The organism is Bacillus sp. FSL L8-0099, from assembly GCF_038006385.1.
Taxonomy (GTDB): Bacteria; Bacillota; Bacilli; order Bacillales; family Bacillaceae_G; genus Bacillus_A; species Bacillus_A toyonensis.
Genome location: NZ_JBBOVC010000003.1, coordinates 279,515 through 292,802 on the forward strand (window position 1 = coordinate 279,515; position 13,288 = coordinate 292,802).

A 13,288-nucleotide genomic window follows, 5' to 3' on the forward strand; every position below is an offset into this window, starting at 1 on the left:
GGTAAAAGCCCTCTTTCTCATTTGTAAAACGAAAGGAGCGAATGTCATGAATGTATGGCTGTTTGCGAGCTGTATGTTCCTTGTAGCTGTCTTTTTGAACACATTGTTATTATTCGTTCACAAGGTGATGAAAAAGCGGAGAAATAAGAAATGGAAGCGTAAAACTGAAATTGCAGATTAATAGGAGGTATTATGTATGGGAAAAACATTATTTATTGCTGAAAAGCCGAAGGTAGCCGTTGAATTATTAAAATCACCTAGATTTAGAAACTGGCAAAAGCATCCAGGTAGTAAGCCGTATTATGGCTACTATGAAAATGAAAATTACATTATTAGTTGGTGCCGTGGGCATTTATTAGAGCTAAAACATCCGGAGGAAATGGATGAGCGCTACAAAGAATTCAAATTTGATCACTTGCCAATTATTTTAGAGCCGGAATATAAAGCGAAATCGGATAGTCTTGAACAAATTCAAATATTAGTTAAGCTGTTAAACCGTCCCGATGTAGATCATGTGGTCAACTCCTGTGATGCAGATAGAGAAGGTGAGCTTATCTATCGTGAGATAGTTGAGCATGCAGGTGTAAACAAGCGAGAATCGCGTCTTTTTATTTCTTCCTATGAGGCCGCAGAATTAGAAGGAGCATTGAACCGATTAGAACCAGGAACAGATTATGATGGGCTTGCACAATCCGCTAAAGCAAGGCAATACCTGGATTATATTCTAGGAATTAATGTTACAAGGGGCTGTACATCGAAACTAGCAAGAAACCAATTTTTATTGGCTTCTGGTCGTGTTCAAATGTGTATCTTAAATGAAATCCGTCAAAGGGAAATCGCTATCCAAAATTATAAAGAACAAACCTATTACAATTTAAAGCTACTAACGGAAAATGGTTTAACACCAGTAATGAAAACAGAAGATCAACTGATAGATCCATCGCCACTACAAAAGCTTGGAGATAGCTTAAAAGAAACGAATATAATCGTAACGGAATTTAAAGAAAGTCCGAGAAAAAAGAAACCAAAATTATTATATAACTTAACGGATATCTACAAAGATGCTCACGCTAAGATGAAGATAAATGCAGAAACAGCAAAAAAACATATTCAGAGTTTGTATGAAGAAGGTTTTATTACTTATCCTCGTTCTTCATCTAGGCATTTACCGACTGAGCAAGTGGAACGAGTGAAGGAAGTAATGGCAGCATTAGAAAAAAGTGTCTATGCAAATCTAGTACAACAAGTGGTTCCATCTTCTATTACAAAAAAACACTCTACATTTAATGATGAATTAGTCAGTAGTCACTTTGCCATCATCCCAACAACAAAATCATATGTCGGGACCGACCGAAATCCATTAGAAAAACAGTTATATGACTTAATTGCAAAACGATTTATCGGGAATTTTATGAAACCAGCAATCTACCTGGTAAGAGAGGTACATTTTATAGATCAAGAGGGCAACACATACAGTACAAAAGAAAAGATCCTACAAGAGAAAGGGTTTCTAAGTGTGTTTCAAGAGGATATAGAAGAGGGGTCAGTTGAGGCATTTCAAATACCCGTTTTACAGGAGGGAGATTCTTTCAGAATCGTTCAGTATGACTTGATTGAGTCTCGAACAAAGAAACCAGCTTTTCATACGGAAAGTTCCATTTTAACCTTTATGGAGACGGCAGGGCGTAAATTAGATGATGAACATTTAAAAGAACTTATGAAAGGAAAACGGATTGGGACAGTCGCAACGGAAGAAACATTTATTCCGAAACTGTTAGAGCGAAGCTATATTGATGTTACCAATAATCAAATTCGAACTACACCTATTGGTCGTGCTTTTATAGATGCTTTTCCGGTAGATGCAATTAAAAATCCAGCTTATACGGCTGAAATGGAAGGGATGATTTACATGATCGAAAAAAACGAAATGAATTATGAAGAATTTGTGGAAAAAACAAATACGTTTGTAAAAGATACGGTGGAACAATTAGGCGCAATGGATGATAAGGTGTCGGATAGTATTATTAATACTTGGAATCAACAAATTGAAGTGTGTAAATGCCCTTGTAGAAAAGGAAAAATCCTTCATAAAGGCAATTTTTATGGGTGCAGTAATTATCCGGAATGTGAAATCTCCTTACCGAAAAAAATTAAAGAAAAAGCGATTCCGGAAGCGCAAGCGAAAAAGCTGTTCGAGGATAAGAAAACAGATCTTTTAAAAGGATTTAAGTCCAATGAGAAGGAGTTTTCAGCTTATTTAGTGTTACATGAAGGGAAAGTTAAATTTCAATTTCCAACGCAAGAGGAACTGTCATTTGGCAAATGTCCAAAATGTAAAAAAGGGGATATGCTTCATCGTAAAACATTTTATGGATGCACGGAGCATAAAAACGGATGTGATTTTATGTTACCAGCCAAAATGAAAGGGAAAGCAATCCCTGGTAATCAAATGAAGAAGCTACTTCAGTATAAAACAACAGATTTTATCAACGGCTTTCAAGGAGAAAAGGGGGAATTTACAGCAGCTATCTATATGGAAGCGGACGGAAGTTTGAAATTCCGTTTTCCAACGACTGAAGATCGTACCATTGGTAAATGTCCATTGTGTAAGAGTAGGGTTCTTGTAGGGAAAAGTAACTACTTATGTGAGAAATACAAAAAAGGCTGTGACTTCATTATTTTTGGTACATTCTCTGGTAAAAATTTAAGTAGTAACCATGTGAAAAAGTTATTAGAAAAGAATGTAACGGATCAGATCAAAGGGTTTATCTCAAACAAAAACGGGAAGAAATTTGACGCTCGTTTATCATACAGCGTACAGGAGAAGCGATTAAAATTCTTATTCGGCAAATAAAAATTGAATGTATGTAAAAGAGGACTAGGAAACGGAATAGTCCTCTTTTTTATTTCATTTTATAGAGTAAAGGGGGGATTCCGTAATGGCATTTGTCAGTGCGGAGGATGCAATGAAAGCAAGAAAAGTTGACTTGATTTCATATCTGGAGGCAAATGGAGAAACGTTTAAGAAAGAAGGAAACTATTATCGTCATACGGAACATGACAGTCTCATCATTAAAGGGAATCAATACGCCTGGAATAGTCGGGGGGAAAAAGGATATGGAGCCATTAGCTTTGCGATGATGTACTATGACATGACATTTCCACAAGCTGTGATGGACATTCAGAATGGGGACTACAAAGAGTTTGATCGTTCAAAAGCTGAAGAGGATCGCAAAAAAGAACAGCAGCCTTTTAGTTATCCCAAACACCTGGAAGTAAATAAGCAAACAGAGATAAAAGAATATCTAATTCATGAACGGAAAATAGATCCTCGCTTGGTGAATTGGCTGATTAAAAAGGATCTCATTGCCCAGGATAAGAAAAATAATGTGGTGTTCAAATGGAGAGAAGAAGGAGGCAAAGGGCAAGTCATTGGAATGAACCGTCAAGGTACAGTCAAAATGGAGAATAAAAGAGGAAGCTTTAAGCAAATTGTCCCGAATTATGAAAAAATCAATGCCGGTTTTACGGTTGATGTAGGTAAACCGGATAAGATTTATTTTTATGAAGATCCAATCGACATGTTATCTCATTGGAGCATTAAACAAAATAATATCCAAAACGCTCGGCTGGTTTCTATGCATGGATTGAAGTCAAAAACAGTGATTCAATCTTTAATGGATGCGAAAAAAGAAGGGCACGATATTAAAGAGGTCATCATGGCGGTTGATAATGATAAAGCTGGGAAAGACTTCATTCAGACAATGAAATGCTTTGTCGATCTTAAAGAGGATATTCCAACGAATGAAAAAGATTGGAACGATGTCCGGAAGAAACAAGTGAATGAGCAACAGCTAAAAGAAACAGCCCAACCAAAGAAAATGAAACCAATTAAAGAGGTGGAGCGAAGTGTCTAATCTACCAGAAATGCCAAACATATTACAAATTTTGATGTATGGTTTTGTCCTTTATGTTCTTTTTCGTATTTGTAAATTCATGTACCGGAAGATCCAGGAGCGAAGAATATTAAAGCGAATTGCTAAGTCAGGTATTCGCTATATAGACAAAATGGACGGCCATCAATTCGAAGTATACCTAAAAGCTCTCTTTCGAGAGTTGGGTTATTCTCCAACAGTCACAAAGCAGTCAAATGATTTTGGAGCGGATTTGGTATTGAAGGGAAAGAATCGTATTGTAATCCAGGCGAAACGCTACGGGATGAAAAATAGAGTCGGTATTAGTGCCGTACAAGAGATATATGCAGCACAAGCCTATTACAAAGCACATGAGGGCTGGGTTGTAACAAACAGTGTATATACAAGACAAGCAAAGGAATTAGCGGAAGCTTGTCATGTAAAATTAATAGATCGTGTAGAACTTCAGAAACTGATTAATAAAATTAATCCCGAATATTCGGCTGAAGATGTATATCAAGGGGTAAAACCTGCAGAACGGAAATGTCCCACATGTAAACATGATTTAGTGATCCGTAATTCAAATAAAACCGGAAATAAGTTTTTTGGTTGTTCTCAATATCCTACATGTACACATACAGAACCAATCAATACATGAGCTGTGATGAAAATCCGGCTCTTTTTTTCATTTGCTTAAAGAATACATGAAAAAAATCAGTTTAACTAAAAAATGACCCTTCAGATTTGGTTATATGGGGTTTTGATGGAGTTGTTAATATATTAAGTCATATTTGTTATAAAAACGCATGTAAAGGGAGAGAGGGAATTTAAATGCGTTTTTAGGTTTTTTAGGAAAAATAAAAAGGGTAGCCATTATTTACGACTTAACCCTTTGTCTATAATCTGACGAATTGCTTCGTTTCGATTCTTCAGCTTATTTTCATGCCAATAATTTTCTATTTGTTCTACTTGTTCTTTTGTAAAAGTGACTAAAATTTGAGTGTACTTATCTTTATTAACAGCCATATTACAACCTCCTCTATAAAAAATATTATAAGTTATATAACTTATATTGACAACTAGAAAAATGAGTAATAGAATTGTTATATAAGTTATATATCTTTATTGAGGAGGTTATTATATGGAACGGAAAGTTAAAAAGATGATGGCTGATCTTCAATTTATTATGAATCATGGTCAAATCAGTGTAGATTTTATGGAGCAAGGATATAAAAGAATGCTTTTTAGTGCATTAGAAGCTACGGGAAAACAGTTTAATGTGCATACAAATGAACATAATGAAACAACCTTGTTCTTAGAGTTAGTTTAGTAAATTTACGCAATGAGGAGCTGTTAATAATGGAGCAGTTAACCATTTTTGACGTAATGGATGAAACTAAAAATAAGTTATATGAGGTATTAGAGAAAAATGGATTAAATCATAAGATTTATAAGTACTATTTATATTCAAATTATGAAGGAGCTGTCCAATATTACTATATAAGAACAACTGATAATACAATTATTGATTTGTGTATCTCTGATTTTCCAGAAATATTTGCTGTCCATGAAGGATTTAGCGATAAACAAATTAGAAAAATATATAACTGGAACTTATAAGTCTATTTAAATAACAAATTTAATTATTGGAGGAATGAAAAATGAAAATTAGTGTATCTGAGTGGAAAGCATTAAAAAAAGAGACAAAGTTAAAGCTATTGCGCTATGCGATGTTAGAAAGTAAGTATAAGTATGAAAAATAAAAGCTCTTCATTTGCAAAAAGCAAACAAAGAGCAAAAGTCTGAGTTACCATCTGGGAAAGAAATTGGCAGGTTTCTTTCCTCTGTATTTTAACATATACAAAGATATCAAGAAAAGGGGCATGTAGAATGGAAGAAGGTCGTACTTCCTTTCAGCAAGGGTTTAAAGAATTTCTTATTATGATGGTCTGTTTTTGGTTCATTATGTTTCTCATGTATGGTGAAAGCCTGTTACAATAGAAGGAAGTCGAAAGTCTAAATACCCTTAGGTAGCTCTCATAGGTGTACGATCTATGGGGGCTTTTATAATAAGGAAATATAAAATTTCACGTACCGTAATGTTTACTAAAAAATAATACACAAAATCAATAGTCTACATTTAATTTTGTGCTTAGTTCATCCGCTTAATGGATTCGGTCTCGTTTGTTTTGGATACTATCTTATGTGAAATGGCGATATTATTTTTATATCGGATAGATTTCTTGCGAAATATGTACCAAGAGCCGTATTTCAATTTAAATATGATAGTATTACACTTAGTATGAGCCTTATATTTTATTATTTTGTACTAATCATGGGGGTATGTATATGCGTAAATTGTTCAGTGGAAAACGTGTACTAGAAAGAGAAACAAACGAAGGTTCATCTTATTTTGTAGTACCAGAAGAGAAATTTCAGAAGTATGTGGTGCTACGGGGATATTTAATCCCACACGGAGTTTTCAATCAACCTAATAAATGGGTATTATCAATTGAAAAGTAAAACTGTTTGAAATTTGGGTGATGGACAAAAACACCCAATTCCTTAATTTAAGAACAAAGTGTGATTACTCCTAAAGCCTTTAATATAATTTTTCCAGTGCAAAATTATACAATTCTGAGATGCATTTCTATTGATATTCTGAGGTGCATTTCTATTGATATTCTGAGATGCATTTCTATTAATATTCTGAGGTGTATTTCTATTGATATTCTGAGGTGTATTTCTATTGATATTCTGAGGTGTATTTCTATTGATATTCTGAGGTGCATATGATAAGCTAATACTGTAACATTTTTATAAAGAGAAAATAAAACCCCTTTCCCCGGCAAAGGAAAGAGGTGCATTGATGCAAAAGGTCGGCAAACCTTACGCATCATAGTTATTGTTAAGCAAATTATTGTATTTTTTCTTTATAAAGTCGGCAAACCATTCATAAGTACTTTTCCACCAGGGAAAAGGAATCAGTACTAAAAGACCTAAAATACTAGCCAACATACCAAAGGATTGGAATTTTATTATAGGCCAAAATGCTGGAATAGAAAATGATGTTCCTGTATTAAATAGTGGGCAAAGTACATTGTAAATGGAATATATACTTGAACATAACCATGTAAGTAATACACTAATAATTTTCTTTCTTGTCAAAAAAGGTTTTAAAGTGTTTAATATCATTATAGTTTTTCCTTTCTATATTTAAAATATCTATATTAAACGGAGGCCCCGTGGATTTGAGCAAAACAAAAAACACTTAAGAGAACTAATTTTTCATAAAGAGGATTTTTTGATTACACTTGCAAATAAATATGTAAGTACTTAATTAGCAATATTGAGTATATTGAAGTTAGCTAACCCCTCAAATAGGGTTATTTTTTTTGGTTAAGTAATACTTCTACTTCTTTACGGACAAAAACAGGATGTTAATCAAAATGCGTGTAAAAACGTCCATATTTTAGATTTTATTTCTTTTAGTCAAATTTGCCACCTTCTCCTTAAAATATTCTACATCGTTATTTGTACCTGATAACTCAAATTTTGATACAATAGGCACTTCATATTTAGCACAAATTTTGTCAGCACTTGCACCGAACATGTCTCCCCAGTTACGATTGCCACTTGCAGATACGCCTTTTAATTTGTCATTATTGCGCTCTAAAAATTCTAAAACACGTTCTGGTACATTGCCAAAACCTGTTGTATACGTAATAAGAATAAAGTCTTCATCTATTACTAGATCTTCACCAATTTGAACGGCCGGCATATTTAATTTGTGAATGAAACGCTTCACGTTTCCTGTCATAGAATCATATGCAACTAACATTTCCGACCCTCCCTCTCCAATCTATACTCTTTGTATGTCATTTCTTAATTTCTCTATATATTGTATTACGTTTCAAAATAAGACACAAGATATATGTATAAATTCTTTCTTTTTTTAACTTTTACTTTTCGACAAGACCGCCGATTTTTTTCAATACAATGACTATGAAACAACATTCTAAAACTCATGTCAATAAAGTGCTTTTCAAAAAAGTTGTCAACGAATTTAACCTCATTTTAAAAAAAGTTAACAATATATTTTGTCATAAAACGGCAAATGCTGGAGGAATATATTTCTCCAGCATCACGCAAAAAAGAACAGACATGAAACGATAATCTGTTCTAACAAACGATTACATTTATCAATTTTACTTTATTAAATATTATACATATACTTTCGTTGCTCGTTACATACTAAAAGATAACTATTATAGAAAAAGATTATTATTATGGCGTTTCAATTTATGTATGAAAAGTTTATTCAGAGTGCTCAATACGCAAAATATCTTTTACAAATATGTGATGCGGATTCTCATCTTTATCAAGCATTGTACATACAGGAGCTTCTTCATCAAAGGATACGATCATTCCTTCTACGTACTCATATGTCTGTTGAACTTGTACAGTTACTTTAATTTCTGCCGCTTGCTCATACGCCCTTTTTATTTTCTGAAGCATTTTTGTTGAACATTTTCGTTTCTCTGGATACATAACCATTCCCATACATCTATTTCCGGCTCTATCTTTCCACATATAATCCCAATGCGGTAAAATGCCTTGTTTAAAATCGCCCATAATTCTCCTCCCCTTTATCTTCTATTTATGAACGTGGCGTTTTTGAATATGTATAAATTACCTGTCCGCCGCGTTGTGCATTCCCAATAATATGTTTAAAATCTTCTCGACTTACTACAACTTTCCTAAACGTATAAAATACATCTTTCATTGCAACATACTCCTTTATCTCACCATTTTTCAGCTGATCCAAAATTGTATTTGCTAGTTGGGCTCACCATATCAAAAAAAGAAAATTGTACGTTTAGACACAAATTGGACAGATTTTAACCAGTTCCTTGTACGTTAAGGAACTGGTTATTTATTTTACAGGTGTTTTTGCCCATACTTTGAGAAAGCAAGCTACATGTAATTTAATCGGTATTCTCTGGTTCATAGTTAATTCAAATCTTCTATATTAATTAACATGTTGATAAAAGATGGGTTAAACCTTAGGAGTGTTGTTCTTTAATTGTAACTGTTTATCTCTTCTTTCAAGAATACCTTTAATTCATCTTCTAAATTCATTTTCCTAATGAATTTATCATACAACTCAATAAGTCTTGCTACTTCCATTGACTGTTCTAATACCCGTGTATTATCAGAATTAATTTCTATAATATGATTATCCCGCCATTGTATCTCTTCTTCTAATTCTTTTATTATTGATTCCAATTCCTTTACTTTCCCCATACCCCACCACACTCCCAAATATTTAATTTGTGATTATTAAATTATAATATAAGTAATTCTCTTTATTATATATTTGTTGTTTCCTGTTACAGAATCCTTATGATAAGGATTCTTTTTTTATATGAAAAATCACAAATAAAAAAAGATAAGATCGGCGAACACGATCTTATCTTCAGCACAAGGAGTAAACAAAAGGATAACCATCATATTTTTATTATAATTTATTTTTTGTTAATTTTGAATATTATAACCTTAATTAACAAGTATATCTATATTGAGAAATTTTTTACAAAATTAGTTATAAAATGATTCAAAACTCCAATGTAAACTTTTACCCGAAAGTTTACTTTCATTTCCTCTTAAACATTGACTTCCATCTGTTTTCATTGATGTTATAAAAAAAGATATAAAAGTATACATTCAAATCATTGGAAATAAAGGGATTAAAAATCAGATGAATAAAAAGCAACATTTAATTGATGTACATCCAATTCCGAGCAAAGAACAACTCGGAGATATGAAATAGTCTCTTAAACGTCATTGTTCAAATCAAGATTACATTTTATTCTTGATTGAAATCAATACAGGATTACGTGTACGTTATTTAATTAAAATGGAAACGAGTAAAATTTTAAAACTGAAACGAAAAAACGAAAAGAATTTAAAGTGAAAGAAGGAAAGACCAAAAAGGAGCGTATCATAAATATTACATCCATTTTGGAGGAAGTACTTCCATACGCTGAAAATCTAAAAAGTACCTGGTTATTACCTTCTCGATTACCCATTTTGAGATATAGATTAACATATCAGATAATATGTTAATCTATAAAATAGTAGTTTAAAAAGATCTTTTTTCGATGGGAAATTGTGTCTGGTTAGAATATTATAAAAGTTCTAAAAGAGAAATAATAGAAGTAAATAAAAAGAATATATAAACACCAGAGAACAAATAGTTCCCCCTTATTTTACATTCTATTAAAAGGTGTATTTTTTGTACCGACATTTTTAGGCATGAAATGTCGGCTATTATTATCTATTATATATTAAAGTAAATATTTGAAAGGAAGTAAACATATGGATTGGCTAGAAAGAATGAATAATGCATTGGACTACATTGAGAATAGTTTGGATGAAGAAATGGATTACAAGAAGATTGCAAAGGCAGCTAATTGCTCTGAGTTTCATTTTTCAAGAATGTTTTCTTCAATCTCAGGTGTGTCGCTTTCAGAATATATTAGACGAAGACGTTTAACGCTTGCAGCATTTGAAATTCAAAAAAGTGATATTCGGATCATCGATGTAGCAATTAAATACGGTTACGTTTCTTCCGATGCTTTCTCACGTGCTTTTAAAAAAATACATGGGGTAACCCCTTCTAATGCTCGTAATAAAGGAGTACAGTTAAAAGCCTTTCCGAAAATTTCCTTCCAAATTTCAATTAAAGGAGGTACCGAGATGGATTACAGAATTGAAAACCTTGATTTTGAGTTAAGAATTGTAGGAAAGAGTAACCCCGTAAAAACAAGCAGCGCATTTAAAAAAATCCCTACACTTTGGAACACTGCGAAAAAAGATGGATTTATGCAAGAATTAATAGATATGTCATGGGAAACCCCAAAATGCACGCTTGAAAGCCTTTTGGGGGTTTGTGGAAAAGAAGCCGCCATAACAGATGAAGAGTTCTCCTACTTTATGGGTGTAAGATATGATGGAGAAGTATCAGCTGATATGGAAACATTAATTATTCCTGCAAGTACATGGGCAGTTTTTCCGAACATAGTGGATGCATGGAAACGCCTATATTCTGAGTGGGTCCCAACCTCTGAGTATGAACTTGCAAATTTACCATGCATAGAATGTTATTACGGTCCGAAACATAAACCGAGACATGAACTCTGGGTCCCTGTTATACCAAAATAAAATACACATTCAATAAAAAAGAAGCTATTTATGAAGTAATGAAAAAACGCTCTCAATTTAAATGCTTAGAAATTTGAGCTTTTTATATTGTGAGTAACCAAATCATGACCCAAAAACTTACGTTTCCGTTATACAAAAGCTAGTTTTCTAGCAAGTTCTTCTGAAGAATAAGATATCGATGTAATTCTTCAGCAAATAATTGGAGTTCACTATGAATCGAAAGATTCATAAAAAACGTCATCCTTTCTAATTTAACTTGTTTAGAGAGAATAACGTTTTTTTTCAATTGGGATGAAATTAATATTCTTAAGTTGATGGGCATGGGGTTCGACTTAGATATACACGTATTTCGGCTGTACCCCATGGCCATCAAGCTAATATTTTTAACTACCCCTATTATGAAAATTTTACATCTTTGTAAATTTTATTTTTTCGCAACTAAAGGACAAATAAAAAAGGTCCTTAACAATTTGTTAAGAACTGCGGAATAAAACCGCAATTTGGGTTGAAACCCAATCAGTTTGTAGAAAATAAATTGCGATTATGATAGCAATTGTATTCCCAAAAGCAATGTTTCAAATGGATTTTAGCATACCTGTAACTATATTGGTATCAACAAAATATGGTTTGAATTACAAATAGTGGTTTCGAATATTAGGAAGAGTTTAAAAGTTAATTACTTCTCATGAAGAAAAAGCGTTAAGAAGAACTTGTAACGATAAGTTTCTAGAAAAAGCATCCATAGCGGATGCTTTTTTTTTGCTATATAAAATTTACATAATAAATGAGAAATTTACTAGTCGGACAATTGAACACGGGACATCATAATACATTGATTCATAACTAAAATATTTTAAACAAACGTTTGTTTATTTTTCCTATACCTACTTTCTTCATCACATAAATAAAAAAGATAAGAATACCCCATTTACATATATTCATGAATTATATTTAGTTAAAATATGAAATTTATTTTCTTATAGTTAATTAATCTTAAATAGAAATATATAGTTTTCTGTAAGAATACCCCATTCTTCCGTAATAACCTATGATTATATATAACTATAGTTCTTAAATATATTCAGAGCACTGCAATTCTAATCATGCGCTTTGATAAGAATTGGGTTTGTATGCTTTTTACAATAGTTAATGTGCCTATGAATTTATTAGCAAATAAAATTCATAGACACATTGGAAAATGTTATCATTTCAAAAATTACTTTGCTAAATATGGATGCTAATTTTTGTAGATATTATTGGAAGTGGGGTAATGTTGTATGAAATCAATAAATGTAAATGGAAATATATATCATATTGAATGTGTTCCTTTTGAAGATAAGAGTGAGCAGGACGAAGAGGGATACTATGAATATTTTTACAAAGGAGTCAATTTATCGTTTCACTCCGGCAAAGAAACAATAAAAGCCCGAATTTATGACGGGGAAGAAGTAATATATTTTTTTTAAAATCCAATTCTTACTTTGGATATAGATTTTGAAGCGATAAAGGTATATATAATTAAAGAATATAATGTGAAAAAATTTAAGATTCCGGGTGGGGAAAAAGCCTATATAGAGTTATAGTCATAATCGATCTCTGTCTTTATCATAATATATTAAATGCAAAAGGTAGGTAGTTATATGATTCGTGAAGCTAAACCAAAGGACAGTAATGTAATTGAAAATCTATATAAAAAATTAGCACCACATAGCAAAAATATTAAGGTTTTACCAGAAAGAATTGAGCAGATAAGGGAGGATTCTAATAATTTTTTGTTTGTCTATGAGGAAAGTGGTAAGGTCAAAGGAAGTATATTTATGACGTTTTGCCTTGATCCTGGATATCAATTTAGACCATATACTGTTTTAGAGTATGTGATTGTAAATGAAGATTTTCGAGGTAATGGGATAGGGGAAAAGTTATTGAAACATGTAGAAGAGATATCTATTGCAAGGGGATCCACAAGAATTATCTTATTAAGTAGTGCAGCTAGAATAAAAGCACATAAATTCTTCACTAAAAATGGATACATTGGAACCATAAGTAAGGGTTTCAAGAAGTATATACCAATTAATTAAATTTTATTATAGTTGTTTTTTCTTAGAGTGTTTAGAAAGAATAACGTTTTTTTGTACTTAGGGGTAGTG

General features: G+C 32.3%; 15 protein-coding genes and 2 pseudogenes. 11 read left to right on the plus strand and 6 right to left on the minus strand.

Going from position 1 to position 13,288, the window contains the following annotated elements; translation table 11 throughout:
- Positions 1 to 46: 46 nt before the first annotated feature.
- The 4 genes from MHH42_RS30570 (at position 47) to MHH42_RS30585 (ending at position 4,572) form a co-directional block, all read left to right on the plus strand.
- Positions 47 to 181: a hypothetical protein gene (locus MHH42_RS30570; RefSeq protein WP_340895364.1), complete on the plus strand. Its 135-nt coding sequence runs from the start codon at positions 47 to 49 to the stop codon at positions 179 to 181.
- A 15-nt stretch (positions 182 to 196) separates the two neighbouring features.
- On the plus strand, positions 197 to 2,854 hold the full coding sequence (locus MHH42_RS30575; RefSeq protein ID WP_340895366.1) for a type IA DNA topoisomerase: 2,658 nt from the start codon (positions 197 to 199) through the stop codon (positions 2,852 to 2,854).
- An 85-nt stretch (positions 2,855 to 2,939) separates the two neighbouring features.
- A complete protein-coding gene (locus MHH42_RS30580) occupies positions 2,940 to 3,917 on the plus strand; it encodes a DUF3991 and TOPRIM domain-containing protein (RefSeq protein WP_340895367.1) in 978 nt (325 codons plus the stop codon).
- Complete coding sequence (locus MHH42_RS30585; RefSeq protein ID WP_340895369.1) at positions 3,910 to 4,572, plus strand: restriction endonuclease; 663 nt, start codon at positions 3,910 to 3,912, stop codon at positions 4,570 to 4,572. The genes MHH42_RS30580 and MHH42_RS30585 overlap by 8 nt, the downstream gene beginning before the upstream one ends.
- A 215-nt stretch (positions 4,573 to 4,787) precedes the next feature.
- On the opposite strand, the gene MHH42_RS30590 is transcribed toward MHH42_RS30585, so the two are convergent.
- Entirely contained in the window at positions 4,788 to 4,940 is a 153-nt protein-coding gene (locus MHH42_RS30590) for a hypothetical protein (RefSeq protein WP_016090832.1), read from the minus strand.
- 115 nt (positions 4,941 to 5,055) lie between these two features.
- Here MHH42_RS30590 and MHH42_RS30595 point away from each other — a divergent pair, with 115 nt between their 5' ends.
- The 3 genes from MHH42_RS30595 (at position 5,056) to MHH42_RS30605 (ending at position 6,437) form a co-directional block, all read left to right on the plus strand.
- On the plus strand, positions 5,056 to 5,244 hold the full coding sequence (locus MHH42_RS30595) for a hypothetical protein (protein WP_016130766.1): 189 nt from the start codon (positions 5,056 to 5,058) through the stop codon (positions 5,242 to 5,244).
- A gap of 29 nt (positions 5,245 to 5,273) precedes the next feature.
- Positions 5,274 to 5,534: a hypothetical protein gene (locus tag MHH42_RS30600; RefSeq protein ID WP_168388127.1), complete on the plus strand. Its 261-nt coding sequence runs from the start codon at positions 5,274 to 5,276 to the stop codon at positions 5,532 to 5,534.
- Positions 5,535 to 6,263: 729 nt separating this feature from the next.
- Entirely contained in the window at positions 6,264 to 6,437 is a 174-nt protein-coding gene (locus tag MHH42_RS30605; RefSeq protein WP_180227879.1) for a hypothetical protein, read from the plus strand.
- Positions 6,438 to 6,803: 366 nt separating this feature from the next.
- On the opposite strand, the gene MHH42_RS30610 is transcribed toward MHH42_RS30605, so the two are convergent.
- The 5 genes from MHH42_RS30610 to MHH42_RS30630 all read right to left on the minus strand — a co-directional run bounded on the left by MHH42_RS30610 (position 6,804) and on the right by MHH42_RS30630 (position 9,221).
- Complete coding sequence (locus MHH42_RS30610) at positions 6,804 to 7,109, minus strand: hypothetical protein (protein WP_098646963.1); 306 nt, start codon at positions 7,107 to 7,109, stop codon at positions 6,804 to 6,806.
- Positions 7,110 to 7,386: 277 nt separating this feature from the next.
- Positions 7,387 to 7,755, minus strand: a complete 369-nt coding sequence (nrdI, locus tag MHH42_RS30615; RefSeq protein WP_340895378.1) for a class Ib ribonucleoside-diphosphate reductase assembly flavoprotein NrdI — start codon at positions 7,753 to 7,755, stop codon at positions 7,387 to 7,389.
- 476 nt (positions 7,756 to 8,231) lie between these two features.
- A complete protein-coding gene (locus tag MHH42_RS30620; protein ID WP_340895380.1) occupies positions 8,232 to 8,549 on the minus strand; it encodes a hypothetical protein in 318 nt (105 codons plus the stop codon).
- 25 nt (positions 8,550 to 8,574) lie between these two features.
- Positions 8,575 to 8,745 (minus strand): abortive phage infection protein, encoded by a 171-nt coding sequence (locus MHH42_RS30625; protein ID WP_340895425.1) that lies wholly within the window; start codon positions 8,743 to 8,745, stop codon positions 8,575 to 8,577.
- A gap of 251 nt (positions 8,746 to 8,996) precedes the next feature.
- On the minus strand, positions 8,997 to 9,221 hold the full coding sequence (locus MHH42_RS30630; RefSeq protein ID WP_000521113.1) for a hypothetical protein: 225 nt from the start codon (positions 9,219 to 9,221) through the stop codon (positions 8,997 to 8,999).
- Positions 9,222 to 9,675: 454 nt separating this feature from the next.
- Between MHH42_RS30630 and MHH42_RS30635 the strand changes: the two are divergent.
- The 4 genes and pseudogenes from MHH42_RS30635 to MHH42_RS30650 form a co-directional block, all read left to right on the plus strand.
- A pseudogene (locus tag MHH42_RS30635) lies at positions 9,676 to 9,998 on the plus strand (tyrosine-type recombinase/integrase); the annotation flags it as partial.
- A 297-nt stretch (positions 9,999 to 10,295) separates the two neighbouring features.
- Positions 10,296 to 11,141, plus strand: a complete 846-nt coding sequence (locus tag MHH42_RS30640) for an AraC family transcriptional regulator (RefSeq protein ID WP_340895384.1) — start codon at positions 10,296 to 10,298, stop codon at positions 11,139 to 11,141.
- 1,277 nt (positions 11,142 to 12,418) lie between these two features.
- Positions 12,419 to 12,724 (plus strand): annotated as a pseudogene (locus MHH42_RS30645) (hypothetical protein).
- A 57-nt stretch (positions 12,725 to 12,781) separates the two neighbouring features.
- On the plus strand, positions 12,782 to 13,219 hold the full coding sequence (locus MHH42_RS30650; protein WP_340895388.1) for a GNAT family N-acetyltransferase: 438 nt from the start codon (positions 12,782 to 12,784) through the stop codon (positions 13,217 to 13,219).
- Positions 13,220 to 13,288 lie beyond the last annotated feature (69 nt).